Genomic DNA, 26040 nt, shown 5'->3' with positions numbered 1-26040 from the left:
TTTAATCAAACATACTTTTCGATCACACCTAATCCAAACAGGGCGAAGTCGTATTTGGCCGGATCTTCCGGGTCCAGTTTTTTGAGCTCGTGGGTGAGCGATACCGCTGTTTTCCAGTCAGACTTCGCATCTGATATAAGTCCCAGCCTGGTGGCCACGCGGCTTACGTGAACATCCATCGGGCATATCAGTTGTGATGGTGAAATATGTTGCCACAGCCCAAAATCCACGCCATTTTCATCTTTTCGCACCATCCAGCGCAAATACATGTTCAATCGTTTGCAGGCAGAGTGCTTGGCAGGGGAAGATATATGTTTTTCGGTACGGGCGGGATGTTCCAGGGAGAAAAACATTTTATGGAAGCCGGTCAGGGCTTTTTCAACGTTTTCATCCTCCGGGCTCAGATGTCCGCTGAAGGCGAATTCAAGGGAGGTGATGTTGGTGTAGTAATGCTGTAGGAATTCCACGAAATACAGGAGGTCTACCCCGTTAAAGGTGCGGTGGCAGAAGGTCATCAGCTTCATCCGGTCGCGCGGGTCATGATTGCGGATGTAGTCATAGGGCGCATTGTCCATATGCCGCATCAGTTCCGTGCATTTGTTGATAATGCTGGTACGGTTGCCCCAGGCCAGTATAGCGGCAAAGAGGCCGGCAATTTCTATGTCCTGCAGTTCGTTGAAGCGGTGCGGGATGCAAATGGGGTCATTTGCAATAAAATCCGGATGATTATAGGATGCCGCTTTCGCATTCAGGAAGTCCTTCAGTTGTTGGATCTTCATAGTGTGTCACATGTAGCATCTGCAGCCTGGCTATACGCGTCAACCACCTGTACTGCTGCCCTCCGGCAACCGTACAGGTGGTTTATTTCGTCAGCACTGTTTAAAATAGGCTGTGGATATGGTCCAGGTAAAATGATATACCTGGTAAAGATAATTTTTAACCTGTAAGAATTAAAATCAGATTGATGAGCGTGTTATCCGATTGCCTGGTCCAGGTCAGCGATCAGGTCGTCCACATCTTCGATGCCCACGCTCAGGCGGATGAGTGAATCGGCCAGCCCGTTTTTAATCCGCTCTTCCCGGGGGATGGATGCGTGTGTCATGCTGGCCGGGTGTCCGATCAGTGACTCTACGCCACCGAGTGATTCTGCCAGGGAGAACAGGTGTGTATGGCTCAGGACCCTGTTGGCAGCGTCCATATTATCATCTTTCAACGTGAAAGACATCATGCCGCCATAGCCCCGCATCTGGCGTTTGGCAATGTCATGGTTGGGATGATCGGTAAAGCCGGGCCAGTATACCTTGTCCACTTTATCATGATTACGCAGGAAGTGAGCGATTTTTTCCCCGTTTTCACAATGGCGTTGCATACGCACATGCAGGGTTTTAATGCCGCGCAGCACCAGGAAGCAGTCCTGAGGCCCCGGCACAGCGCCGCAGCTGTTTTGTATGAAATACAGTTGTTGGGCCAGTTCTTCGTTTTTAACGATGACGGCGCCATGTACCACATCACTATGGCCGCCCAGGTATTTGGTGGCTGAATGCAGTACGATGTCAGCGCCCAGGTCCAGCGGATTTTGCAGGTATGGAGACGCAAAGGTATTGTCTACGCACAGCAGTACGCCGTTCTTTTGGGCGATCTGCGCCACTGCAGCAATATCAATGATGTTCAGCAGCGGGTTGGTGGGTGTCTCCAGCCAGATCATTTTGGTTTTAGGCGTGATATGCGCTGCCACGCTGGCGGCGTCGCGCATGCCCACAAAAGAGAACTTAATACCGTACCGTTCAAATACTTTGGTGAAGATGCGGTAGGTGCCGCCGTATAAATCATTGGTTGCCACAACTTCATCGCCGGGCGACAGCAGTTTCATGACTGCATCGGTAGCGGCCAGGCCGCTGCCGAAATTAATACCATGTGTACCGTTTTCAATGGCTGCCAATGCATTTTGAAGGGCGTCGCGGGTGGGGTTTTGTGTACGGGCATATTCGTATCCTTTGTGTACCCCCGGAGCACTCTGCACATAGGTGGAGGTTTGAAAGATAGGTGTCATAATGGCCCCTGTGGAGGGATCGGGCGCTACACCTGCGTGTATGAGTTTAGTTCCCAGCTTCATGTCTTAAATATTTTATAATGAACAATTTCTGGCGGTTTTTCAAATATACTCCCTTTTGTGATTGGAACATTTTAGCGGGCACGGCAATTATTGTCCAATTTAGCGCCCGAAAAATTGTTGATGGAATGATTTAGCACGCTTACGAACATTTTTATATCGTTCACCAAATGAAGTCTAACGGGTACGGATATTCGATATACATTCGTTTAGGTTTTTCATAGGATATGGTTAAAATTCTTAGGGCGGTAGTCTTACCGCCCTTTCTTTTTGAAACATAGTTCATACTATATAAATACAATGGCCCAACGGTTTTGACATCGTTGGGCCATTTGTATTTTTATCTTGTGAGGGTGTTATTTCCTGGCACCGCCATCCGTCCACCGGATAGGAAGGCTTACGCTTACCTTGTCCCAGGCGATGATCAGATTGGCACCGGGATCACCTTTTTCAAATACCATGGTGAAGGCGTCCAGCGGGGTGTCCAGTGGTGTTACGGGGAGGGCTGTTCTCACCACGTCTTTACGTTGGTCATATTTAAATGCGCCCCAGATATCTGTTTCCTTGTTGAGGATAATGGTCCATGTTTTTTCGGTGGGGATGGCATACATGGTATACCGTCCTTTCGGAACGTTTTTGCCGGCAATGACCACCGGTCTGAAAAATTCTATCTCAGTGGCTTCGTTGGCGCCCAGCCTCCATATTTTTCCGTATTCTTCCAGGTTACCAAAAATCTCCCTGCCCTTTGTTTGCGGACGGCTATAGATGACCCTGGCCACCAATGTGCCTGGCTCACCCTTTACCTTTACCACATAAGGGTACATGGGCGGGTAATAAGCCATGTCCATAGGGCTGGCGTCGAGTGGTGGTAATTTTTTATCCTGGGCTCCTGCGTTGGCGGCAAATACTCCGAGTGCAAAGGCGAAAATGATGGCTTTTTTAAACATCCTGTGAGCTTTATTTTCTTTTAAAACAATTTGCGGCCCCAAACCTAGAGATTTTTAGTGAATCCGGAAAGTAACCTGAGGGGCTTTAACAGGCCCTTAGCGGGTTTCGTTTTGTAACAAATTTTCCACATGTGTCTGGAGCGCGGGGAAAAAGGCCTGGTAGCAGTCCTTTAAGGCATCATAATGTTCCAGAAAGATAGCAAAAATAACGGCAGGACTGCTTTCTAATCCTTTGGCCCTGGCGCTGATGCCCCGAAAGGCCCTTTCCATGCCGTCGTTGCCACGGTAATTGAAGAGCCAGTTGTACTGCCGCATGTAGGCGAACATCTCCAGGAACCTCTCCGGCAGCACTTCTTCCCGGCCGGTAATGACATCATATACTTCTTTGGAAAAATCATACAGGGTGTCTTCAGAGAAGCGGGTACTGTCTGTTGCCAGGAAATGGTCATATACCAGGTCTGTAAATACGCCGCTGTAAAGGCCGCAGGCCGGGCGGAAAAAAGTCTTGGCCTGTGCGGTGACAGCATGTTGGTCGGTGAAGGTATCAATAGCCCGGTGCAACCGTATGCCCTGCTGCACATCGGGGGGGTATAACGCCAGCTGCTGCCGGCCTTTTACATAATCCGCGATCAGGTTGCCGGTGATCAGTGCCGGCTGATGAAAGGAGAGGTAAGCATGTGCCAGATAGTTCATAATAAAGCCTTTCTGATGATTTGACCAGACAAATGTAACGATTCGTTTTGCCACTGATAGTCAAGGCATGCCGGTTTTCACGTTGAACCACATTTCTCATCCACTTTAACACAATCTTAACACACGCCCATGCAACATTGGCAAGGTGGCACCAACAAACAGGCCATGGCTGCGGTACATACGCGGTTGTCCGCCACCGGCCAGCCGAACGTCCGATAGCGGATAGTTCAAATTATCTAGTGCCTCCACCAGTAAAGTATGGCTTGACCAACCATCCATTCCCGTCGTAGTTTTGAGTCATCAAAGCAAAAAACCAACACAAAAACATTTAAAAACCTCTTAATTTTTTTCCGCCATGAAAAAATTAATCCTTTTGATGAGTGCAGCATTACTGCTTAGTGCAGGCGCCCTCTTTGCAAATCCGTACGAAACTAAAGTTAACAGCAGAATAGAACATTCTTTTAGCGAGACTTTTGCCGGAGCCAGTGAAGTAAAATGGTATACCGATGATAACAAAACCTTCACAGCGAAATTTAACATGCGCAGCAGCAAGGTGACTGCCTTCTTCGATGATGCAGGAACACTGCTGGCCACTTCCCGCTACCTGGGCCCTGAACAGCTGCCACTGTCACTGACCTCCAGGCTCAATAAAAGATATCCGAACGACAGCATCTACTGCATCGTGGAATATGCTGCCAATGGTAATGTTGTTTACTTTATCACCCTTGAGGGAAAAGATACCTGGACCACTTTAAAAGCAGATGCGAGCGGCAGTACCAGTGTACAGAGCCGTCTCAAAAAAGCATAGTTTTAGTTGTGCTTTCCGTTTGATTGAAATGAACAGGTCTGTGGGCGCCGCCACGGACCTTTCTCTTTTATGGACCTCTCCCCTTTCGCCTTGGAAAATTATCTTAACTTTGCCAGCTGTTAAGGCTTTATGAGCCAGGCTGTTAATGTATAAATGATTAAATGACATGAATAAGGGACCCATTTCTCAATTTATCCAGCACCATTACCGCCACTTTAATGCTGCTGCATTGGTGGATGCTGCCAAAGGATATGAAACACATTTACTGGAAGGTGGTAAAATGATGGTAACATTGGCCGGTGCTATGAGTACGGCCGAGCTGGGCATTTCTTTCGCTGAAATGATCCGTCAGGGCAAAGTAGACATCATCTCCTGTACCGGCGCTAACCTGGAAGAGGATATTATGAACCTCGTGGCGCACACTCACTACAAAAGAGTGCCTAACTACCGTGACCTGAGCCCGCAGGAAGAATGGGACCTCCTGGAACAAGGCTTTAACCGTGTTACCGATACCTGCATCCCTGAAGAAGAGGCTTTCCGCCGCATCCAGAAACACATCCACAAAATCTGGAAAGACGCGGAAGATGCCGGTGAACGTTATTTCCCGCACGAGTTCATGTACAAACTGCTGCTGAGCGGTGTGATGAAAGAGAACTACGAAATCGATCCTAAAAACAGCTGGATGCTGGCCGCTGCTGAAAAAAATATTCCTATCATCGTTCCGGGATGGGAAGACAGCACCATGGGCAACATCTTCGCTTCCTACTGCATTAAAGGTGAGCTGAAAGCCTCTACCATGAAGAGCGGTATCGAATACATGATCTTCCTGTCTGACTGGTACCGTAAAAATTCCGGTGGTAAAGGCGTTGGCTTCTTCCAGATCGGTGGCGGTATTGCGGGCGACTTCCCCATCTGCGTAGTGCCAATGATGTACCAGGACCTGGAATGGACCGATGTTCCTTTCTGGAGCTATTTCTGCCAGATCTCCGACTCTACTACTTCCTACGGTTCTTATTCCGGCGCTGTTCCCAATGAAAAAATCACCTGGGGCAAACTGGATATACATACGCCTAAGTTCATCGTGGAATCAGATGCCACTATCGTAGCGCCGCTGATCTTCTCTTACGTGCTGGGCTGGTAGAATTATTTTGATATTTTTTTATTTAGGGATTTGATTATTTGGAATGTGTCCGGATAATTGAATCCCTGAATTTTTTCCTGTAAAAAGGGATAGCCTGCTGACAATTTAGCCCCGGGCTCAAATGAAAAAATCCGCTGCGATACCGTCTGCAAACAGCCGTCCGGCTTTGGTGAGCCGCAGCGTTTCTCCTTCTTGTACCATCCATCCTTTGGCTATCAGTGACTTACTCTCCCGTTGCAGGCGAAGGCTTTGGTCTGCGCCAAATTTTTCAGCGACCCATTCCAGGTGGCAGCCGGCGGAAGTCCGCAGGGAGGTCATAATGTATTCATTGAACTGCATCTCTTTGGTGAGACTTTCTGTTTCCGCTGGTACTTCGCCGGCGGTGATGCGTTTAATATAGGCAGTGTTATTGGCAATGTTCCACTGGCGGGAGTGGCCGTTGAAAGAGTGGGCCGAAGGGCCGATGCCCAGGTAAGACCGGCCTTGCCAGTAGCTGCTGTTATGCTGTGAGTGCCAGCCGGGCAAAGCGAAATTGGAGATTTCGTAGTGCTCGTAGCCGGCGGCTTCCAGCCACTGCATCAGTTGTTCAAAATGACGGGCTGCTTTATCGGGGTCAGTGGCTTCCATCTTTTTCTTACGGATAAAATGGTCGAGCGCCGTGCCGGGTTCCACGGTCAGCGCGTAACATGACAGGTGCGGCACGCCCAGTGCGATGGCCTGTTCCACGTTCTGCCTCCACCCTTCGTCGGTGAGCGTGGGGCCGCCATAGATCAGGTCTATGGTGATATTGCGGAATCCGAGTTGTTGCGCCTGGACAATACATTCCAGCGCCTGTTGGCTGTTATGGGCGCGGTTCATCCATTTCAGATCTGCTTCGTGGAAAGACTGTACCCCGATGCTGAGCCGGTTGATGCCGGCAGCGCGGAGAGACTGGAGCTTAACCAGGTCCAGGTCGTCAGGATTGGCTTCCAGTGTGATTTCCACGTCAGACGCCACGTCGAAGGTGCTGTACAGGCGGGCCAGCAGCAATTGCAGTTCTGCGGTGTCCAGTAAGCTGGGGGTTCCGCCACCGAAATAGATGGTGTCTATCCGTTCACCGCCGAGGTAGTCCTTTTGCAGGTCTATTTCCTGCAGGAGGCATTGCACCATCTCCGCTTTGCGGGCCAGTGAGGTGGAAAAATGGAAGTTGCAGTAGTAACAAGCCTGCTTACAGAAGGGAATATGTAAATAAATTCCGGCCATGGACGTTTTTTATAATAGCCTGCTGTTGCCGTATTACAGGTCAACTATGGACTATTTTAATATCTTTGCAAACAGCAAAATTACGTTTCAGTTTTGTTATGTGAACAGGACGGTGTTAATTGCCCCCTGGTTGGTGTGGTGAGGGGCACACGTTGAAATTGGAAAACCGATTAAAAGTCATTGCAAAATATTTTCCTGGTGCGCAACTGGTTATTGTTTCTATTTATTTTCAGCTACTTACCGATAATGGCACAAACAGCAGACAGTACTGCCGTGCCTGCCCCTGTCAAAAAGAAACCTGCGGCTGTCCGCACGGTGCCGGATTCACTTCGTCCGAAGCCGAAACCGAAGCCTGCTGCCGTGGCGTTGAAAAAAGATACGACACGGACCATCAGAAAAGATACGGTAAAGACCGCTGTGGTGCCAGCTACGGCTACAGTGCCGGTAGACACCAACGCTCACAAAACAGACAGCGCAGCGCTGGCGGCGGCGCCCAGGCCGAAGCCGGTATCTGAGTTTGACCTGTACATGAAGAAGCTGGCGCAGGAGAACATTTTTCTGAAGCCGGGAAGGCCTTCCTTTCGGGACACCAATCCCCTGCGGCCTTTTCGGAATATGGACTGGCTCGTGTATCTCGTAGGCGGTATATTATTGCTGCTGAGCATCATCCGGTTGTCGTACACCAAATATTTTGCGGACCTCTTCAGGGCTTTCCTAAACCCCACGCTGAGCCAGCGGCAGCTGAAGGACCAGCTGTCACAGGCGCCTTTCCCGAATATGCTGCTCAATACCTTTTTTGCGGTGTCGCTGGGGGTATATCTTTACCTGGTATTGTACCGGCAGCAGGTGTTTCCACAGGCGGAGCCGTGGTTGCTGATTCCCGGGCTGATCGTCCTGGTGGCAGTTGTGTATGGTATCAAATATGTGATGCTGCGTTTCTGTGGCTGGTTGTTTGGTAACAGCGAGCTGGCCGATGCCTATATTTTTATTTTGTACCTGATCAATAAGATCCTGGGGGTGCTACTGGTGCCGTTCCTGGTGGTGTTGGCTTTCTGTGACGTGGAAATAGCCCGTACTTTCCTCTATATTTCGATATTTTTTATAGTATTATTAGTTGTCTATCGGTATATTAGATCTTATTCTTTAGTTAGGCAATACCTATCCTTCAGTAAATTGCATTTTTTTCTTTACCTTTGCGCATTCGAAGTAGCGCCGGTGCTAATATTAACAAAGGTGCTGCTGAATATCTGGTTAACTGGTAATCCTTGATTATCGCCTATTGTTAACACAAGAGCATAAAAAAGTATGATTAAAGGCGGGCCAAAAAAAGATTTGCAAGGTAAACAAATTCAGTCAATCCTAATTTCTCAACCTAAGCCTGAAACAGAAAAGTCTCCCTATTTTGATCTGGCGAAGAAGTTCAATATAAAATTGGACTTTTATCCATTCATCAGGGTGGAAGGCTTACCCGCTAAGGAGTTTCGGAAACAGAAAATTGACATCCTGGCTTTCACGGCAGTAATTTTTACCAGTCGTAATGCGGTGGACCACTTTTTCCGGATCTGTGAAGAAATGAAGATTAAGGTATCGCAGGATTGCAAGTACTTTTGTATCACGGAAGCAGTTGCGCTATACCTGCAGAAATTCATTCTCTATCGTAAGCGGAAGGTGTTTTACGGAGCTGACGGTTCTACCAAAGGTGTACTGGAAGTGATGAACAAACACCGGGACAACGAGAAGTTTCTCTTCCCCAGTTCTGACAGCCAGAAAAAGGACATTGAGGAATGGTTGAAAACGAACAAATGTGAGTATGCCACAGCCACCCTTTATAAAACCGTTTCCAACGATGTAAAGGAGATACTGGGCAAGACGAACTACGACATGATCGTGTTTTTCAGTCCTTCCGGTGTGAGGTCTTTATTCGAGAACGTGCCTTCTTTTGAACAAAATGGTACGCGTATCGGGGCTTTCGGGCCTACTACTTCAGCTGCGGTGGAAGAAGCAGGTTTAAGACTGGATGTGAAAGCGCCGGCCCCGCAGGCACCCTCTATGGCTGCTGCACTGGACCAGTACCTCGCAGGTCTTTCCAAGAAATAAGCGAATAATGTGTGTCGCATAAATAGTTTACCAGGGATGGCAGTAGCCATCCCTGCTTTGTTACTGCTAAGCGGTCGCAGCAGCAGTTTTCTCCGGTTGTTATTATCTCCTCAAAAAATCTTTTCAGGAACTGGTAATTCTGTCAAAATCTTTTTATTCTTGTAGCGTGTATCGTTATCAATCAAAACTATCCCAGTTTCAATTATTTAAGCGGATTCCATGAATAAACTTGCGGGCGAAACCAGTCCTTATTTATTGCAGCACGCGCATAACCCGGTGGAGTGGTATCCCTGGGGAGAAGAGGCACTGGAGCGGGCCAGAACGGAAGACAAGCCTATTCTGGTGAGTATAGGGTACGCCGCTTGTCACTGGTGTCATGTGATGGAGCGGGAAAGCTTTGAGGATGCAGCAACCGCTGACATCATGAATACGTATTTCATCAATATCAAGATAGACAGGGAGGAAAGGCCGGACCTGGACCATATCTATATGGATGCGGTGCAGGCCATGACGGGCGCCGGCGGCTGGCCGCTGAACGTATTTCTTACGCCTGATAAAAAGCCGTTTTACGGCGGTACCTATTTCCCGCCGGTAAAGGCTTACAACCGGCCGTCGTGGAAAGATGTGCTGTTGTCGCTGGCAGATGCTTTTGCCAACAAACGGGAAGACATCGAAACACAGGCGGATAATCTGACACAACATATTGACCAGTCGAGCCAGTTTGGGCTTGATGCCGGTGTGAACTTCAATATACCAAGGGAGGAGCTGTTTACCCGCCAGCAATGTGATACCATCTGTGAAAACATGCTGCGGCAGGCAGACACGGTATGGGGCGGTTTTGGCCGGGCGCCTAAGTTCCCGCAGACTTTTACCATTGCGTACTTGCTGCGGTACCACCATGCGTTTAAGCATCCCGAAGCGCTGCAGCAGGCGTTGTTGTCGCTGGACAAAATGTTGCAGGGTGGCTTGTATGATCAGCTGGGCGGCGGTTTTGCCCGTTATTCCACTGATGAGAAATGGCTTGCGCCCCATTTCGAGAAGATGTTGTACGACAATGCTTTGCTGATAGATGTGTTGTGTGATGCGTGGCAATTGACCCGTAACAATGTATATGCACAGACTATAAAAGATACCCTGGCTTTTATTACCCGGGAGATGACATCGCCGGAGGGTGGTTTCTATGCTGCACTGGACGCGGATTCTGAAGGGGTGGAAGGGAAATTTTATACCTGGAGCAAAGCGGAGATACACCATGTGCTGGGAGAACAGGCAGGCCCTTTCTGTGAGTTTTATGATGTGACGGAGCATGGCAACTGGGAAGAGCAGAATATATTATGGATACAACAGCCGCTGGAGCAGTTTGCCGCTGAAAGAGGCTATGATCCGGCAGTATTGGGCGCTATGCTGAAAGGCTGCCGGGAGAAGCTGCTGGCGGTACGTGCCAGTCGTGTCCGTCCGGGGCTGGACGATAAGGCGCTGTTGGGCTGGAATGCCCTGATGGTACATGCCTGCTGCCGTGCTTTTGCGGCACTGGGCGATGAAACCTACCGGCAGATGGCGGTACGCAATATGGATTTCCTGCTGGCCAATTTCCGGCAAAACGATGGTACACAGGCGTTTTTTCATACCTGGAAAAACGGACAGGCCAAATACCCTGCTTTCCTGGACGATTATGCCTGCCTAATACGGGCGCTGATCGCCCTGCAGGAAATCACCGGTGATACCCGTTATCTGTACCAGGCGCATGATATCACGGCTTTTGTGAACGATCATTTTGGGGATGGTGGTCATCTTTTTTACTATACCATCGACGGGCAGAATGATGTGATTGTGCGGAAGAAAGAGGTGTATGACGGGGCAGTGCCCAGTGGTAATGCCATAATGGTGCAGAACCTTTGGTATCTTTCGATTGTTTTCGATAATAAAGATTGGGGAAACAAGGCCGTAGCGGCTTTGGCAGGTATTGCCCAGACGGTGGTCCGGTACCCTACTTCTTTCGGCGTGTGGGCGAGCCAGTTATTGCAGCTGGTAAAAGGCACTCCTGAAATAGCGGTTGTAGGAAAAGATTTCCGTGTGCGGATGCAGGAGGCGGGCAACTGGTTTATCCCTTTCCGGATTTTAATCGGCTCGGAAAAAAATCAGCCGGAAATTCCGCTGTTGCAGGACAGATACCGGGAAAACGATACATTAGTATATTTATGCAAGGATTACCATTGTATTAAGCCAGTGTTTTATATACAAGAAATTATTAATTTAATAGAATAATTATGTAACTTGCCCGTTATAAGGGTGGTTTATGTAAAATAAATGTTGGACCGGTGATATAATAAAATGTTAAAAAATACGTTTAAATTAGTTACCGAACCGACGTATGTGGAATTGAAAAAGTTGTGTAAAAGTTGACTACAAATTAAATTTTATTATTACATTTGCTATCTTTCATATAAACAAAGCGGGTGATAAATATGAGAAATGTGTTCCCTAGCATTCAGGCAAAAAACACCAGGCTGGTTATAGAAAAACATATTCTGATGAAAGCTACCCTTATGAAGCTTAATTATTTAAGAGGTCTGTTGGCACTTTTGCTGGTTTCCCTGCTGGCCAGCTGTGGCGGTAGTAAAGGCCCCAAAAACGCACAAGGGCAACTGATCGGCGTAAGCCCCAGACCAAAGTACACCCCCCCTGTACCCTATGGGATGGTTTATGTTCCCGCGGGAACATTTCACATGGGCCCCAGCGATGAGGATGTGAACTATGCCTACACAGCGCGTAACAAGTCTATCTCTATTTCCGGCTTCTATATGGATGCCACGGAGATTACGAACAACGAGTACCGCCAGTTTGTGCAATGGGTCCAGGACTCTATCGCCCACATTCTGTTAGGCCATGTTAAACAGGATGATGGACATGACATCATCGACTGGAAGCAGAAGATCAACTGGAAAGACAAAGCGACAGTGGAAAAACTGGACGCGATGATATACACAGAAGCTGACCGTCTGTACGGCCGCAAGGACGTGGACGTTGGAAAGCTGGTTTATCACCAGGAAACGTTCAACTGGGACAAAGCCAAGCTGAGGGAGAACTTCGGCAAGCCTCGTTCTACGTTCATCGTTAAGAAAGACGTGCCTATTTATCCGGACACGCTGTGCTGGATCAGGGACTTCTCCTATGCGTATAACGAACCGATGACCCGTATGTACTTCTGGCATCCGGCATTCGACAACTATCCGGTAGTAGGCGTTAACTGGCACCAGGCAACCGCTTTCTGCGAATGGAGAAGTAAATTCTGGGAAGATTACCGCAACTCTAAAAAATTATTCACGGAAGATAAATTCCAGCTGCCTTCTGAAGCACAGTGGGAATATGCTGCCCGTGGCGGCAGAGAGCAAACACCTTATCCCTGGGGTGGTTACTATATCCGCAATAAAAAAGGCTGTCTGCTGGCCAACTTCAAACCTGGCCGCGGTAACTATCCGGAAGACGGCGGTTTCTACACCGTACGCGCCGATGCTTACTGGCCCAACGATTACGGTCTGTATTGCATGGCCGGTAACGTAGCGGAATGGACTGCTGACATCTTCTATGAAAACGCCTATTCATTTACGTCCGATATGAACCCTTATCTCAGAATGGACGTGCCAGACGATGCGCCTTTGAAAATGAAGCGTAAAGCCATCAGAGGCGGCTCCTGGAAAGATGTGGGATACTTCCTGCAAACAGGTACCAGAACATATGAATATCAGGATAGTGCTAAATCGTATGTAGGTTTCAGATGTACGATCGCATTGAGCAGAAGGGCCAAACACAGATAATTAGATAATTGCTGATCCGTTAAACCAGAAAAGCCTTTATTTATGCACACATTAAGCAAATCACGGAGAAATAACTATTCCATACAGAGAACTTTAACACTTATCACTTTAACCAGTAAATTTTAACCTATGGCTATGAATCCTAACAAAGCTAAATGGCTGAACTTTTTCGTATGTATTGCCGCTTCTGTTGTAATTATCGGAGCGTTATTTAAACTGCAACACTGGCGGGGAGCGGATATCGCTTTGATTTTAGGTCTGAGCACTGAAGCGCTCATCTTCTTTGTATATGCTTTCGTTCCTGACTCCGGTGCCTCCCATGCTGAAGGCCAGGTAGTAGCCGTTGCCGGCAGCCCTGCTGTTGCTGGTCTCGACAAAATGCTGCAGGAAGCAGACATCACGCCTGCCAATCTGCAACGCCTGAGCGAAAACTTCCAGAAACTGGGCACTACCGTTGATAAAATGAGAGATATCAGCGACGTGGTAGCTGCTACCGGTGACTACACCCAGAAAACAAGAGAAGCTGCCGCTGCTATCGGTAATGTGGCTAACGCCTACACTACTGCTGCTTCCGCAGTATCTTCCTTCAATAGCGCCTCTGAGTCTACCAGAAGCTTCCACGAACAGATGCAGGGCATGACCAAAAACCTGGCTTCCCTCAACGCTATCTACGAACTGGAACTGCAAGACACCAACAACCACCTGAAAGCGATGAACAACTTCTACAGCAACCTGAACAAAGCTGCTTCCGCTATGAGTGGTAGTGTTGATGATGCTAAGAAGACTCAGGAGCAGATCACCATGCTGGCCAAAAACCTTAGCAACCTCAATACTGTTTATGGCAACATGCTGACTGCCATGAGCGGAACCAGATAAGTATTGCTTATAGTTTAATAAACCATTCATTAAATCTGCTAAAGAACTATGGCACTACCTAAAGATCCCAGGCAGAAGATGATCAACATTATGTACCTGGTCTTAACGGCCATGCTCGCGTTGAACGTCTCTGCTGAAATACTAAACGCTTTTAATATTGTAAATAACTCTATCGTTACTTCAAACGGCGCCCTCACTGATAAAAACAACTTCATTTATCAGCAGTTTGTGGAGCAAATGAAAGATAACGCCGAGAAAGTTGGTCCGCTGAAAGCTAAAGCTGAAGAAGTAAAAAAAGCCTCCGCTGAAGCATACAACTACGTGGAAAGCTTAAAAAATCTCATCATCACCGAAAGCGGTGGTAAAGACGAAACAGGCGAAATCAAATCCAAATCCGACCTGGACGCTCCTACCCGCGTGATGGAGAACATGAAAAAAGGCCCTGAACTGGAAGCCAAACTGATAGCCCTGCGCAAACAGTTGCTTACTTTCGTAGAACCTAAAGACCAGGCTAAATTTGCAAAAACTTTACCTCTGAAAATCGAAGTGGGAAAATCCGGCGGCGACGATCATGGTACCGGTCCTAAAACATGGACTACCTACCACTTCAACATGGTTCCTACCATCGCTGCGGTAACCATCCTGGGTAAATTCCAGAACGATATCAAAAACTCTGAGTCTGCCATCATCGACGACCTGTATCGTCAGATCAATGCGAAAGACTTTAAGTTTGATAAAATCAGGCCGTTCATCTCCCTGAACTCTAAAAACCTGATGTCAGGCCAAACGCTGACTGCTCAAATCGCAGTAGGCGCCTATAGCACTACCGTAAACCCAACTATCACAGTTAACGGTCAAACGATTACTGCTACTGAAGGTCTGGCTACCTACTCCCTGCCGGTGAGCGGCCTCGGTGAGAAAACCATCTCCGGTACTATCACCCTGCCTAACCCTGCTGGTGGCGAACCTATCACACAGTCTTTCACTGAAAGCTATAACGTAGGTGCTTCTACTACTTCCATCTCTGCCGACAAAATGAACGTACTGTACATTGGTCTGCAGAACCCGATCTCCATCTCTGCTGCAGGTGTACCTGCTGAAGCAGTGTCTGCTTCCATCAATGGTGGCACCATTACCAAACGCGGCTCCGGTGAATACACTGTAACCGTTAGCCAGCCTGGTAAAGCGGTGATCAACGTAGTAGCCAACATCGATGGTAAAGTAAAACAGCTGGGCCAGAAAGAATTCCGTGTAAAACGTGTTCCGGACCCTGTTCTGAAAGTAGGATTTAACAAAGGTGGCAGCATGAAAGCCGCTGACTTCAAAGTTCAGCTGGGCCTCGCTGCTGCTCTGGAAGACTTCGAATTCGAAGGTGTGAAATATGACGTAGTAGGTTACCGTATCGGTGTATCTGCCAAAGGCAAAGAATACCAGGAAGGTGAGGCCAACTCCGCTTATTTCCCTAACAACGTAGCCGCTTCTATCCGTGCACTGCGCCCGGGTGATGAAGTATACTTCGAAAACGTAAAAGTAAAAGGCCCTGATGGCATTGTACGTACAATGCCCAGCACAATATTCAAATTAAATTAACAGGTCATAAATTACTGAAATATGCGAGCAGTAATATTTAACAGAATTGGTTGGTGTACGATGTTGCTGGTAATGCTGGCAACAGCTGCGGAAGCACAAAGACGTGGTGGTACTACCCGCCGCAGAACAGCTACCGAAGCACCACAGACAGACCCGAACGCGCCGGTTGTAAACCCCGCTACCGGGAATGCTGTAACACCGCCTCCTCCTGCTCCTAACGCCGCGTCCCAACGCCCCGACGGTATCACCGCCCCGGTATCGGACACGCCGCGCAAATCATTGCGCGTAGATGGTGTGGTAGAGAGAAACCTCGCAAGAGAACGCGTTCCTATCGTATACGACTACATCCGCGAGGATGACCGTTTCTGGGAAAAACGTGTCTGGCAGGTGATCGATGTTCGGGAGAAAATCAACCTCCCCTTCCAATACAACGTGGAAGACGAAAGTGGCATTAACCAACTGTTTATTAATATTCTGCTGAACGCTATCAAGAATAAGGAAGTTGAAGCATTCAACCCTATCGATGACCGCTTCACCACTGTCATCCCGTATTCTGAAATCCAGAATAAGATTGCAGGTGAAGAAAGGACCGTACGCAGTATTGACCCGGTAACCGGCGAAGAGAAAATGGTGACCACCCGCGACGACTTTGACCCCCGTACTATCAGACAGTACAAAATCAAGGAAGTATGGGTGTTCGACAAAGAAGCTTCAGCCCTGAAAGTCCGTATCCTCGGTATCGCGCCAATGGTGTCCCGTATGAACGAAGATGGCAGCGTACGCGCTTCTATCCCCCTGTTCTGGGTGTATTATCCCGACCTGCGTCCAACCCTGGCCAAGTACGATGTGTACAACCAGAACAACGACGCTTCCACTATCAGCTGGGAAGACCTCTTCGAGATGCGTTTCTTCGGCAGCTATATTGTGAAGGAAAACAATACCTATAACCGCGAGATCAAAGACTACATTAAAGACGGTGTGATGCGTCTCCTCGAAGGCCAGTCCATCAAAGACCGCATCTTTAATAAGGAACAGGACCTCTGGCAATACTAATCAATCTGTCTTACGTACTTACGTATAAAAAGCAAAAGACCCGGCATCGTCCGGGTCTTTTGCTTTTTATACACAGTTATTTGTATTTTGTTGATCATGGAACTTCTGCGTAAAACAGCCTTCAGTATCATGCCCCTTCCGGAGAAAGAATGGGAGGCACTTTCTGCCTGCTGGACCCCGGTGACCTTTAAAAGAAAGGACATGGTCACCGTTGCCGGCGAAGTGGAGAAATATATCTACTTCGTGGAAGAAGGCGTGCAACGGCTGTTTAGCCTGGAAGACGACCGGGAAGTGACCATCCTGTTTACCTATACCGGCTCCTTCTCGGGAGTGATAGACTCCTTCCAGCTACAGCGCCCCTCCCCCTGGTACCTTGAAGCGCTGACGCCCAGCCGTATGTTGCGCATGTCATGGCCGGATTTTGACGGCCTTACCCGGCAATATCCACTGATCGACAGATGGGTGCGCCTCGGTTCCATAGCCGCTCTGGGCGGCATTCTGGAACGACACAAGGAAATCCTTTCCTATAGCGCCGAGCAGAAATTCAGGACACTGCTTACCCGCAGCCCGCATGTATTGCAGCTGATACCACAAAAATACCTCGCCTCTTACCTCGGCATAGACCCGGCCACTTTCAGCAAGCTGCTGAAATCAGTAAAGTTGTAAAATCTTGATCTGCGCCAACTTTTTCCGTTGGTCCCTAAAGTAGTTTTGCAGTAAATCTTTTGAATATGGCATCCGTTAACACCAACGTGCTTTTAAAACAACTTGGCAGACAGATCCTGGCAGCGCAGTATAAAGCAGAAGACCGTTTCGGTGGTCAGCCGGTGGAAGTATTATCTTACACGCCCCAGGCGGGAAAATGGAGCGCGCTTCAGTGCCTGGAACATCTGAATACCTATGGCCGGTTTTATCTTCCGGCATTAGATAATGCCATCACCGCCGCGGAACAAAACAACAGCCGGCCGCTGGAAACGTTTAAAAGCAGCTGGCTGGGCGCCTGGTTTACCAAACAGATGCAACCCACACCGGAAGGGAAACTCCGCTCCCGCATGAAATCTCCGAAAGGGCATCTGCCCTCCGTACAACCCGATGCCGGAATGGTACTCAGTGAATTTATCCAACAACAGGAAACGATGGAAGCACTGATGGACAGGGCGTCAAAAATCAATCTACAGCAGGCAAAGGTCGCTACCTCCCTCTCCAGTTTAATCAAACTGTCGGTGGGTGATACCTTCGGCTTTATGACAGCACATATCAACCGGCATGTATTGCAGGCGGAAAATATGGTCCGCAGTTGTCCGCAAAAAGTGGGAAAAGCGGTATAGCGTTAGCTTTTATGGAAATGGTCCCATACCAGTTTGGCTTTGGCGCCGCCAATTTCCTGCGCCAGGTCCTCTTCCGTAAGTTGTTTGATTTTGGCAACAGAGCGGAAGGTTTTCAGTAGCTGCGTGGCGGTTTGTTCCCCGATGCCTTTAATGGTTTCCAGTTCATTTTTAAAGGTGCCCTTGCTGCGTTTCTGACGGTGGAAAGTGATACCGAAACGGTGTACCTCATCGCGGACACGGCGTATCAGCTTCAGGCTTTCACTGTTGAATGGCAGTTTGATACTTTCTGAATCACCGGGGAAGAAAATCTCCTCCTCATTTTTTGCCAGGCCCACAACGGTCATGCTGCCAATCAGGTCCAGCTCACGGATGCTTTCCATGGCTGATCCCAGCTGTCCTTTACCACCATCAATGATGACAAGCTGCGGCAACGGCTGTTGTTCTGCCAGCAGGCGGGAATAACGCCGGTACACCACTTCTTTCATGGATGCGAAGTCGTTGATGCCCTGTACTGTTTTGATGTTAAAATGCCGGTAGTCTTTTTTGGACGCCACGCCGTCTTTGAATACCACGCAGGCTGATACGGGATAGGCACCCTGGAAGTTGGAGTTATCGAAACATTCGATGTGCTCCGGCAGCACCGGCAATTCCAGGTCGGCCTGCAGTTGATAGAGCACCTGTTTTCGCTCCATGTCACTCTTGCCTTCGAGATGGAGTATTTTTTTACGGTATAATTCTTCTTTGAAATAGTTCACGTTTTTCTCCGACAGGTCCAGTAACTTCTTTTTGTCACCTCCCTTGGGAACGGTAACCGTAATGCTGCTGTCCGGGTATTCTAACGGGAAAGGCACAACGATTTCAGTGGTGATGCTTTTGAATACGTCCCGCAGATAGGCGATCGCGTAGCTGAGCACTTCTTCGTCTCCTTCTTCCAGTTGTTTCTCCAGGGTGACGGTCTTGGTATCAGAGATAGTACCGTTAAGAATACGGAGATAGTTGACATATGCATGATTGCCATCGCTGATGATGGAAAACACGTCTACATTGCCCATGCGGGTATTGACAACGGTGGATTTGGCGGAATAGTCTTCCAGGCTGGCAATCTTTTTACGCATGATTTCTGCCTTTTCGAATTCCATCGCTGCAGCGTACTGCTGCATTTGGTCTTTGAAAAGGTTCACCACTGGCGACAGGTTGCCTTTCAGCACGTTTTTGACCTGTGCCAGTCCTTCGCGGTAGTCTTCCTCTGTTTGCAGTCCTTCACAGGGACCTTTACAGTTGCCCAGGTGATATTCGAGACATACCTTGAACTTTCCTTTTTTGATGTTCTGATCGCTGAGATTGAGATTACAGGTGCGTAGCGGAATATTGTACCGGATCACCTCGAGTATTTCGCGGACGCGGCCTACCGAGGTAAACGGCCCCAGGTAATCTGAACCGTCTTTAATCACATTGCGGGTAAAGAACACCCGTGGAAACGGTTCATGTTTGATGACGATATACGGATAGGTCTTATCATCTTTCAGGTTGATATTATACCGCGGCTGGAACTGTTTGATCAGTGAATTTTCCAGCAGAAAGGCGTCCTGCTCGGAGTCAACGATCGTAAACTCAATGTGGTGGATGTGTTCCACCAGTTTGCGTGTTTTAAAGTTGTCATGATTTTTAACGAAATAGGAGCTTACCCGTTTGCGGAGGCTTTTGGCTTTGCCTACATACAGCAGGGTGCCGTCCTTGTCGTAATATTTGTAGATACCGGCGTTGAGCGGTATAGTATGTGATATTTGCTGGAACTCTGTTGCGGTCATGTGTTACATCCTGTTTTTGGGTGTGACGGCTACATTGACTTCAATCTCTTTGGGTGCCAGAAAAGCTATTTTCTGGTAGGTGGCGATACGGATATTTTTATTCCGCTGATATAACAGGTCCTGCCTGAATTCGTATACCATATTAACGGTATAGCTGTGAACGTTAACCTGCTGTATGGTCCCGTTTTTATCCAGTTCCATGGTGATCTCAGAGGGGAATGTTTGTTTTCCTTTAGACTTATAGATCACTGATTTCCGGCCGGAGAAAGGATCATATAGGCTGGAGGTATCGTATTCGTCCCGCAGGGAAGGTTTGTTCAGGTCGTTATCGGCAAATGGTTTCAGCAGGTCTTTCACTGCAGTGCTGTCGGCCCCGTCGATATAGGCGGTATCGCTAACGCCGTTCAGGGTGACTGTTTTATGCAAACTGAAACTGCCGGTGCGGATGTGTTCCCGTTCTCCGTTGAAGTAGGCCGGTAGTGGCTCAAATTTGGCTGCGGCCGTTGTTTTTCCTGTTGTATTGTTGTCCTGATGGCAGGCTATAAAACCGAATATGGTTAATAGTACCGTCATGTAGCGGTAATGTCTCATACGGCAAAATTAGTACTTAAATGCGGGTCAGAAAAAATGCGCCGTAAAAACGGCGCATCGATGCATGAGCAAATCTGTCGAGAGCACTAAAAATATGAATATCAGTCCGTAGGACTGAGAAAAAATCAGAATGGTGATAGTTAAACGGGAGGGGTGAAAGAAAAGTTACACGTCATGAAAATAATTTTTTGATAAAAGTGCAAATAAAAAAAGCGATGACCGTCGGTCATCGCTTTGTAATATGATGGATTGTGGTGTACCACTACACCAGCAGGTTGCCGGTCATTTCCTTTGGAGCGGCGAGGCCCATGAAATGCAGGATGGTAGGAGCAATATCGCCCAGTTTACCATCTTTCACTTTACCCTGGAAGTCGTTGCTGATAATAAAGAAAGGAACGAGGTTCAGGGTATGTGCTGTATTGGGGGTACCGTCTTCATTCACCATATAGTCGGCGTTTCCGTGGTCTGCGGTGAGGAATACCGTGTAGTTGCTGGCCAATGCGGCAGTCACTACCCTGTTCACGCAGTGGTCTACGGTTTCCACCGCTTTTATGGCAGCGGAGAATACACCTGTATGGCCCACCATGTCCGCATTGGCGAAGTTGAGGGCAATAAAATCGGCGGATTTTTCCTGGAGCACCGGAACGATGGCGTCGGTTACTTCGTTGGCGCTCATTTCCGGTTTCAGGTCGTAGGTGGCCACTTTGGGCGATGGTATCATGATCCTGCGTTCGCCTTCAAATTCTTTCTCGCGTCCGCCGGAGAAGAAGAAGGAAACGTGCGGATATTTTTCTGTTTCTGCAATACGTACCTGCGTATAGCCGTCTTTGGCCAATACCTCCCCAAGTGTCATGTTGAGGTTATCGTTTTCAAAGATGACGTGTACGTTTTTATAGGTTTTATCGTATTCAGTCATGGTGGTGTAGTATACTTCCAGCGGTTTCATATTGAAATCGGGGAAGGCTTCCTGTGTCAGCACCTGCGTTATTTCGCGGCAGCGGTCAGTGCGGAAGTTGAAGCAGAGCACAGCATCACCGTTCTGGATAGTGGCGAGTGGTTTGCCGGCTTCATCTTCCACGATGATCGGTTTGATGAATTCGTCGGTCACACCTTCCGCGTAGGAGGCTTTCACGGCGGTGAACAGGTCGTGGGTGCCGGTGCCGGTACCGTGTACCAGTGCATCATAGGCCAGTTTTACGCGTTCCCAGCGTTTGTCCCTGTCCATTGCATAATAGCGGCCGGTCACGGAGGCTATTTTACCGGTAGACTTTTCCAGGTGTGCCTGCAGGTCTTCCAGGAAGCCCAATCCGCTTTTCGGGTCGGTATCGCGGCCGTCGGTAAAGGCGTGGATATATACTTTTTCCAGTCCATGTTCTTTGGCGATGGAAGTCAGTGCTTTGAGATGTTCTATATGCGAGTGTACGCCACCGTTGCTCACGAGGCCGATCAGGTGCAGCGCTTTGTTGTTGTTTTTGGCATGGGCCAGGGTGTCCAGCAGGACGGTGTTGCCGGCCAGTTCGCCGTCACGCGCAGCTACGTTGATTCTTTGCAGTTCCTGGTATACAATTCTGCCGGCCCCGATATTCAGGTGGCCTACTTCAGAGTTGCCCATCTGGCCGTCCGGTAAGCCTACGGCTTCTCCGCAGGTAACAAGGTGGCTGTGGGGATATTTGTTATACAGGCTGCTCACAAAGGGTGTCTGTGCGTTTGCAATAGCGTCGGAAGCAGGTACTTTACCCTCGCCCCATCCATCCATAATTACGAGAATGGCTCTTTTCTTTTCCATATCCTGTCTGGTTAAGGTTAATTAGTTTTTATTGATTTCAACTCGGGAGGTGAAAGTACTTATAATGCAGTTGAATACTTTCTAAATATTTTACAAAAATAAGGCTAATCCAAAAAATACAAATGCAAGGGCTGGTCATCATGCATTTTGCTATTTAGTTATTTAAAATAATTTGCATATTAATTTTGTCTTATTATTTATGTATTCATTGCTACCACGATGGTGTGATTTTGTTGAAACACAGCGTGTTTGGCATAGTTTTCGCATTTAATTTGTGTTGATTAAGTTACTTTCTAATAAAAAAACTGACAATGAAGAAGCTATTGATTGTGCTGATGGTGTTGTTGGGAGGAATTATTTCAGCATTTGCGCTATCAGCGGGCACGGATGAATCACTGGTGGCCGGACCGTTCGAAGATGTGGTGGGTGCCATCAAGCAAGGCGATGTAAGCAGCTTATCCCGTTACCTGGACAATAATGTCGAAATTAATATCAGCGGCAAAGCGAATTCTTATAGTAAAGCACAGGCAGAAATCATCCTCAAGGATTTTTTCTCCAAAAACCAGGTGAAGTCTTTTGAACTGGTACACCAGGGAGGGGAAGCCTCCAGGTTCGGTATCGGTAACCTGAGCACCAGCGGGGGCAATTACCGCCTTTCCTTTTTCCTGCAGAAAAAGGGAGGATCGATGGTCCTCAACGAATTAAGATTTGAGAATAAGTAACCTTGACCACATAAATTCATTGAAAAGGCCTAAGTGCTCCGCGATTAATTGCGGAGCACTTTTTATTTTTGCAGCGGTTTCACGCGAAGAAAAGTAAGAGAGCCAGGAAACGAAGCTCCGTGATCTTTGCGTGCTTTGCTTACTTAGCCCGCTTTGCGAGCTTAAATTATGCACCTATGTTAGATGAAGCAGCGCTGAACGCGTTTATCAGAAGCGCCCTGGCAGAAGATATCGGAAACGGGGACCACTCCACGCTGGCCTGTATCCCGCCTACTGCCAAAGGAAAAGCCGTACTGAAAATAAAAGAAAATGGCATCCTCGCCGGAATGGAAGTGGCTGCCGCCATCTTTAAATGGCTCGATATGCACGCCGTCTTCACCCCGTTCAAAAAAGACGGTGATGCCATGGTGGCCGGCGAAACGGCCTTTGAAATAGAAGCTGCCGTACATACCCTGCTGATGGGAGAAAGACTGGTGCTCAACTGCATGCAACGCATGAGCGGCATCGCTACGCTTACCCACCAATATGTGGAGCTGCTGAAAGGCTATCATACCCGTATCCTCGATACCCGTAAAACCACTCCCAATTTCCGCATGCTGGAAAAAGAAGCGGTTCGTATAGGCGGCGGCGTTAACCACCGCATGGGGCTCTATGATATGGTAATGCTGAAAGACAACCACATCGATTTTGCCGGTGGCATCACCGCCGCTGTCAATAAAACCGTGGCTTACCTGGCAGAACGTAAACTGCCGCTGAAAATAGAAGTCGAAACCCGTAATCTCGAAGACGTGAAAGAAGTGTTGGCAGTAGGACAGGTAGACAGGATCATGCTGGACAATTTCACCCCTGAACAAATTACCGCTGCGCTGGTGTTAATTAATGGAAAGGTGGAAACGGAAGCCTCCGGCGGCATCACGCTTGATACTATCCGCGCATATGCTGAAACCGGGGTGGACTTTATCTCCGTAGGAGCCATCATTCATCATGCTGTAAGCCTGGACCTGAGTTTGAAAGCGATTATATCTTAAAACAGTTTTTTTGAAGAAGATCCTTTTTATCATAAACCGCAAAGCGGGCACAGATCGTGAGAAACGACTGGAGGGGGCTATTACCAGACATTTCCCGGCAAATCAGTTTGAGGTGAGCATCACCCATCTGGCTTACCTGGGACATGGCGCTGACCTGGCCAGGGAAGCCGTGAAGAACGGGGTGGATACCGTAGTGGCCGTTGGTGGCGATGGGTCTATCAACGAAATCGCCCAGGGGCTTATTGACAGCGATACCGCGATGGCCATCCTGCCACTGGGCAGCGGCAATGGCCTGGCCCGCGCGCTGAAAATACCGCTCGATGTGGATAAGGCACTGCGGCTGATCGTGAACAATAAACAACGGCCCATCGATGTGGGATATGCCAACGAACATTTGTTCCTCAGCAACGCCGGCGTTGGTTTCGACGCGCTGATCGCGGAACAGTTCAAACATACAAAGAAACGCGGGCTGGTGGGGTACGCTAAACTGGTGCTTAAAAGCTTCAGCAGCTACAATCCCGAAGCCTATCACATCAGTATCGACGGCCGTCAGCTGAATGAAAAAGCATTTTTGCTCACGGTGGCCAATGGTAACCAGTTTGGCTATGAGTTTAAACTGGCGCCGGGCGCCAGCGTTTTTGACGGGCAGCTGGACCTCTGTATTATGCCGCCGGTGCGCTTTTATCATCTGCTGCCTGTTAGTTTACACTCGCTGATAGGCAACATCGATAAAACACGTTATCTTAAACATCTCACCGGAAAAGAAATTACGATCCGCAGCAATTCGCTGCAATACCTGCAGGTAGACGGTGATGCTGTGCCGATCAATGGTGATGGTACGGTGCGGTTGTCGGTAAAACCTGCCGCTATTAAAGTGGTCGTGAATGAATAACCTCTAAACTTTTTGTGCAATGAGCAAGAAAAAAAACAGCTCCGGCAATGGTATTGTATACTCTACGGACCCTAATTTTTCTTTTGAACCGGAACATACGGAAGAGCAGGAAACCCTCTCCCCTGCTGACCAGCAGCTGAGAGTAAAACTGGATACCAAACAACGTGGCGGCAAGGTGGTAACGCTCGTAGATGGTTTTGTAGGGAAAGATGAAGATATAGAGAAACTGGGTAAGGAGCTGAAAACAAAATGTGGTACCGGCGGTAGTGTGAAAGATGGTCAGATATTGGTCCAGGGCGACTACAAAGAGAAAGTGATTAAATGGCTGCAGGATTGGGGCTATAAAAAAACCAAATAATACCATTTGGCTATTTAGTTATTTAGATATTTAATTATTGATGAAAGCCTTGCCCGTAAGTCATCTTCAATGATTAAATATCTAAATAACTAAATAATCAAATGATTACCGGTTTACCAGTTTCAGTGCGCCTTCACTGTATCTGGAACCAGCGATGCCGTCTTTCAGGATGGCATTTATTTTTTCAAGGTCAGCGTCGGACAGCTGAACGTCAGCAGCAGCGGCATTTTCCTGTAAATATTTCCTGCGTTTGGTGCCGGGGATAGGTATGATATCTTCTCCCTGGGCGAGCAGCCATGCAAGAGAGAGCTGTGCGGAGGTGATCCCCTTCTCTTTTGCGAAGCTATCCAAAGCAGTAACGGTTTGCAGGTTCTGTTCGAAATTACCTTCCTGGAAGCGTGGCAGCGTTTTGCGGAAATCGTTATCTGCCAGTGTGGCCGTGTCTGTGATAGCGCCGGTGGTCATGCCCCTTCCCAGCGGGCTGTAGGCCACCAGGGAAATACCCAGTTCACGGGTGGTTTGCAGGATTTCTCCTTCCACATCCCTGGTAAATAAGGAATATTCACTTTGTAATGCAGCGATCGGATGTACGGCGTATGCTTTCCGGATGGAGGCGGCGCTGGCTTCAGAGAGGCCAAGGTAGCGTACTTTACCGGCTTTCACCAGATCGGCCATAGCACCTACGGTTTCTTCGATGGGCACGTTTTCGTCCACACGGTGTGTGTAATACAGATCGATCACATCCACGTTCAGTCTTTTCAGGCTGTCTTCAACCGCTTGTTTCATGTGTTTGGGAGAGCCGTCAAAATAATAGGAGCCGTCTTCCTTGAACCTGAAACCGAATTTGGTAGCGATGAATATTTTATCTCTTTTGGTAGCCAGTATTTTAGAGAGCAGGATTTCGTTGGCGCCCTGCCCGTACATATCTGCGGTATCGAGGAAGTTGATGCCCAATTCCAGCGCAAGTTCCAGCGTTTTGAGGGATTCTTCTTCGTTGGTATCACCGTAAGCAAAGGACATGCCCATGCAACCCAGTCCTATCGCGGATAATGATTCGCCTGTTTTTCCAAGTTGTCTGTACTGCATATAGTTAAATTTTTATGGTGTCAAAATTAGCCAGCGGTGAGGAGATGATGATTGTAGCAGGCAAAGTAT

Annotated in this window: 24 protein-coding genes; 15 read left to right on the top strand and 9 right to left on the bottom strand. The window is 48.3% G+C overall.

The window, feature by feature from the left end:
* Positions 1-5: 5 nt before the first annotated feature.
* The 4 genes from HGH92_RS10130 to HGH92_RS10115 form a co-directional block, all read right to left on the bottom strand.
* Complete coding sequence (locus HGH92_RS10130; protein ID WP_168870608.1) at positions 6-779, bottom strand: TIGR02757 family protein; 774 nt, start codon at positions 777-779, stop codon at positions 6-8.
* Between the two features lie 194 nt (positions 780-973).
* Positions 974-2113, bottom strand: coding sequence for a cystathionine gamma-synthase (locus tag HGH92_RS10125; protein ID WP_168870607.1), 1140 nt, complete (start codon positions 2111-2113; stop codon positions 974-976).
* Positions 2114-2466: 353 nt separating this feature from the next.
* Entirely contained in the window at positions 2467-3057 is a 591-nt protein-coding gene (locus tag HGH92_RS10120; protein ID WP_168870606.1) for a DUF2911 domain-containing protein, read from the bottom strand.
* A gap of 96 nt (positions 3058-3153) precedes the next feature.
* Positions 3154-3750 (bottom strand): ACP phosphodiesterase, encoded by a 597-nt coding sequence (locus HGH92_RS10115; RefSeq protein WP_168870605.1) that lies wholly within the window; start codon positions 3748-3750, stop codon positions 3154-3156.
* Between the two features lie 376 nt (positions 3751-4126).
* On the opposite strand from HGH92_RS10115, the gene HGH92_RS10110 reads away from it, so the two are divergent.
* Entirely contained in the window at positions 4127-4558 is a 432-nt protein-coding gene (locus HGH92_RS10110) for a hypothetical protein (RefSeq protein ID WP_168870604.1), read from the top strand.
* 166 nt (positions 4559-4724) lie between these two features.
* Positions 4725-5699 carry a deoxyhypusine synthase family protein gene (locus tag HGH92_RS10105; protein WP_168870603.1) on the top strand — a complete coding sequence of 325 codons (975 nt, stop codon included), beginning with the start codon at positions 4725-4727 and terminating at the stop codon, positions 5697-5699.
* Between the two features lie 117 nt (positions 5700-5816).
* Here the strand turns inward: HGH92_RS10105 and hemW are convergent, their stop codons facing one another.
* Positions 5817-6941, bottom strand: a complete 1125-nt coding sequence (gene hemW, locus HGH92_RS10100) for a radical SAM family heme chaperone HemW (protein WP_168870602.1) — start codon at positions 6939-6941, stop codon at positions 5817-5819.
* Between the two features lie 246 nt (positions 6942-7187).
* Here hemW and HGH92_RS10095 point away from each other — a divergent pair, with 246 nt between their 5' ends.
* The 9 genes from HGH92_RS10095 (at position 7188) to HGH92_RS10055 (ending at position 17700) form a co-directional block, all read left to right on the top strand.
* Positions 7188-8210 carry a DUF4271 domain-containing protein gene (locus tag HGH92_RS10095; protein ID WP_168870601.1) on the top strand — a complete coding sequence of 341 codons (1023 nt, stop codon included), beginning with the start codon at positions 7188-7190 and terminating at the stop codon, positions 8208-8210.
* A 162-nt stretch (positions 8211-8372) separates the two neighbouring features.
* Entirely contained in the window at positions 8373-9038 is a 666-nt protein-coding gene (locus tag HGH92_RS10090) for a uroporphyrinogen-III synthase (protein ID WP_247654859.1), read from the top strand.
* Between the two features lie 219 nt (positions 9039-9257).
* Positions 9258-11303 (top strand): thioredoxin domain-containing protein, encoded by a 2046-nt coding sequence (locus HGH92_RS10085; RefSeq protein WP_168870599.1) that lies wholly within the window; start codon positions 9258-9260, stop codon positions 11301-11303.
* A gap of 266 nt (positions 11304-11569) precedes the next feature.
* The gene (locus HGH92_RS10080) at positions 11570-12853 is read left to right on the top strand and encodes an SUMF1/EgtB/PvdO family nonheme iron enzyme (protein ID WP_240975088.1); all 1284 of its coding nucleotides are present in this window, start codon (positions 11570-11572) and stop codon (positions 12851-12853) included.
* 129 nt (positions 12854-12982) lie between these two features.
* Complete coding sequence (gene gldL / locus HGH92_RS10075; protein WP_168870598.1) at positions 12983-13729, top strand: gliding motility protein GldL; 747 nt, start codon at positions 12983-12985, stop codon at positions 13727-13729.
* Positions 13730-13777: 48 nt separating this feature from the next.
* Positions 13778-15319: a gliding motility protein GldM gene (gene gldM / locus HGH92_RS10070; protein WP_168870597.1), complete on the top strand. Its 1542-nt coding sequence runs from the start codon at positions 13778-13780 to the stop codon at positions 15317-15319.
* A 21-nt stretch (positions 15320-15340) separates the two neighbouring features.
* A complete protein-coding gene (gldN, locus tag HGH92_RS10065; protein ID WP_168870596.1) occupies positions 15341-16372 on the top strand; it encodes a gliding motility protein GldN in 1032 nt (343 codons plus the stop codon).
* A gap of 96 nt (positions 16373-16468) precedes the next feature.
* Positions 16469-17038 carry a Crp/Fnr family transcriptional regulator gene (locus tag HGH92_RS10060; RefSeq protein ID WP_168870595.1) on the top strand — a complete coding sequence of 190 codons (570 nt, stop codon included), beginning with the start codon at positions 16469-16471 and terminating at the stop codon, positions 17036-17038.
* 65 nt (positions 17039-17103) lie between these two features.
* The gene (locus tag HGH92_RS10055; RefSeq protein WP_168870594.1) at positions 17104-17700 is read left to right on the top strand and encodes a DinB family protein; all 597 of its coding nucleotides are present in this window, start codon (positions 17104-17106) and stop codon (positions 17698-17700) included.
* Positions 17701-17702: 2 nt separating this feature from the next.
* On the opposite strand, the gene uvrC is transcribed toward HGH92_RS10055, so the two are convergent.
* The 3 genes from uvrC to gpmI form a co-directional block, all read right to left on the bottom strand.
* Positions 17703-19508, bottom strand: a complete 1806-nt coding sequence (gene uvrC / locus HGH92_RS10050; RefSeq protein ID WP_168870593.1) for an excinuclease ABC subunit UvrC — start codon at positions 19506-19508, stop codon at positions 17703-17705.
* 3 nt (positions 19509-19511) lie between these two features.
* The gene (locus HGH92_RS10045) at positions 19512-20081 is read right to left on the bottom strand and encodes a hypothetical protein (protein ID WP_168870592.1); all 570 of its coding nucleotides are present in this window, start codon (positions 20079-20081) and stop codon (positions 19512-19514) included.
* A 280-nt stretch (positions 20082-20361) separates the two neighbouring features.
* The gene (gpmI, locus tag HGH92_RS10040) at positions 20362-21885 is read right to left on the bottom strand and encodes a 2,3-bisphosphoglycerate-independent phosphoglycerate mutase (RefSeq protein WP_168870591.1); all 1524 of its coding nucleotides are present in this window, start codon (positions 21883-21885) and stop codon (positions 20362-20364) included.
* Between the two features lie 311 nt (positions 21886-22196).
* On the opposite strand from gpmI, the gene HGH92_RS10035 reads away from it, so the two are divergent.
* The 4 genes from HGH92_RS10035 to HGH92_RS10020 all read left to right on the top strand — a co-directional run bounded on the left by HGH92_RS10035 (position 22197) and on the right by HGH92_RS10020 (position 24885).
* Entirely contained in the window at positions 22197-22607 is a 411-nt protein-coding gene (locus tag HGH92_RS10035; protein WP_168870590.1) for a DUF4783 domain-containing protein, read from the top strand.
* A 176-nt stretch (positions 22608-22783) separates the two neighbouring features.
* Positions 22784-23635, top strand: coding sequence for a carboxylating nicotinate-nucleotide diphosphorylase (gene nadC, locus HGH92_RS10030; protein ID WP_168870589.1), 852 nt, complete (start codon positions 22784-22786; stop codon positions 23633-23635).
* Positions 23636-23645: 10 nt separating this feature from the next.
* Entirely contained in the window at positions 23646-24527 is an 882-nt protein-coding gene (locus HGH92_RS10025; RefSeq protein ID WP_168870588.1) for a diacylglycerol/lipid kinase family protein, read from the top strand.
* A gap of 19 nt (positions 24528-24546) precedes the next feature.
* Positions 24547-24885: a translation initiation factor gene (locus HGH92_RS10020; RefSeq protein ID WP_168870587.1), complete on the top strand. Its 339-nt coding sequence runs from the start codon at positions 24547-24549 to the stop codon at positions 24883-24885.
* A 105-nt stretch (positions 24886-24990) separates the two neighbouring features.
* On the opposite strand, the gene HGH92_RS10015 is transcribed toward HGH92_RS10020, so the two are convergent.
* Entirely contained in the window at positions 24991-25971 is a 981-nt protein-coding gene (locus HGH92_RS10015; RefSeq protein WP_168870586.1) for an aldo/keto reductase, read from the bottom strand.
* Between the last annotated feature and the right edge of the window lie 69 nt (positions 25972-26040).

The organism is Chitinophaga varians, assembly GCF_012641275.1.
GTDB lineage: Bacteria > Bacteroidota > Bacteroidia > Chitinophagales > Chitinophagaceae > Chitinophaga > Chitinophaga varians_A.
The sequence above is the reverse complement of the archived record's forward strand: the minus strand, read 5'-3'. Positions and strand labels throughout refer to the sequence as shown.

Bases quoted from the DNA above. Each gene is read 5' to 3' on its own strand.
- HGH92_RS10045 (WP_168870592.1), bottom strand. From the start codon at position 20,081: ATGACGGTACTATTAACCATATTCGGTTTTATAGCCTGCCATCAGGAC.
- HGH92_RS10130 (WP_168870608.1), bottom strand. From the start codon at position 779: ATGAAGATCCAACAACTGAAGGACTTCCTGAATGCGAAAGCGGCATCC.
- HGH92_RS10015 (WP_168870586.1), bottom strand. From the start codon at position 25,971: ATGCAGTACAGACAACTTGGAAAAACAGGCGAATCATTATCCGCGATA.
- gldN (WP_168870596.1), top strand. From the start codon at position 15,341: ATGCGAGCAGTAATATTTAACAGAATTGGTTGGTGTACGATGTTGCTG.
- HGH92_RS10110 (WP_168870604.1), top strand. From the start codon at position 4,127: ATGAGTGCAGCATTACTGCTTAGTGCAGGCGCCCTCTTTGCAAATCCG.
- nadC (WP_168870589.1), top strand. From the start codon at position 22,784: ATGTTAGATGAAGCAGCGCTGAACGCGTTTATCAGAAGCGCCCTGGCA.
- HGH92_RS10085 (WP_168870599.1), top strand. From the start codon at position 9,258: ATGAATAAACTTGCGGGCGAAACCAGTCCTTATTTATTGCAGCACGCG.
- HGH92_RS10095 (WP_168870601.1), top strand. From the start codon at position 7,188: ATGGCACAAACAGCAGACAGTACTGCCGTGCCTGCCCCTGTCAAAAAG.
- gpmI (WP_168870591.1), bottom strand. From the start codon at position 21,885: ATGGAAAAGAAAAGAGCCATTCTCGTAATTATGGATGGATGGGGCGAG.
- HGH92_RS10105 (WP_168870603.1), top strand. From the start codon at position 4,725: ATGAATAAGGGACCCATTTCTCAATTTATCCAGCACCATTACCGCCAC.
- HGH92_RS10060 (WP_168870595.1), top strand. From the start codon at position 16,469: ATGGAACTTCTGCGTAAAACAGCCTTCAGTATCATGCCCCTTCCGGAG.
- HGH92_RS10120 (WP_168870606.1), bottom strand. From the start codon at position 3,057: ATGTTTAAAAAAGCCATCATTTTCGCCTTTGCACTCGGAGTATTTGCC.
- HGH92_RS10055 (WP_168870594.1), top strand. From the start codon at position 17,104: ATGGCATCCGTTAACACCAACGTGCTTTTAAAACAACTTGGCAGACAG.
- gldM (WP_168870597.1), top strand. From the start codon at position 13,778: ATGGCACTACCTAAAGATCCCAGGCAGAAGATGATCAACATTATGTAC.
- hemW (WP_168870602.1), bottom strand. From the start codon at position 6,941: ATGGCCGGAATTTATTTACATATTCCCTTCTGTAAGCAGGCTTGTTAC.
- HGH92_RS10115 (WP_168870605.1), bottom strand. From the start codon at position 3,750: ATGAACTATCTGGCACATGCTTACCTCTCCTTTCATCAGCCGGCACTG.
- HGH92_RS10080 (WP_240975088.1), top strand. From the start codon at position 11,570: ATGAAAGCTACCCTTATGAAGCTTAATTATTTAAGAGGTCTGTTGGCA.
- HGH92_RS10125 (WP_168870607.1), bottom strand. From the start codon at position 2,113: ATGAAGCTGGGAACTAAACTCATACACGCAGGTGTAGCGCCCGATCCC.
- HGH92_RS10020 (WP_168870587.1), top strand. From the start codon at position 24,547: ATGAGCAAGAAAAAAAACAGCTCCGGCAATGGTATTGTATACTCTACG.
- uvrC (WP_168870593.1), bottom strand. From the start codon at position 19,508: ATGACCGCAACAGAGTTCCAGCAAATATCACATACTATACCGCTCAAC.
- HGH92_RS10035 (WP_168870590.1), top strand. From the start codon at position 22,197: ATGAAGAAGCTATTGATTGTGCTGATGGTGTTGTTGGGAGGAATTATT.
- gldL (WP_168870598.1), top strand. From the start codon at position 12,983: ATGGCTATGAATCCTAACAAAGCTAAATGGCTGAACTTTTTCGTATGT.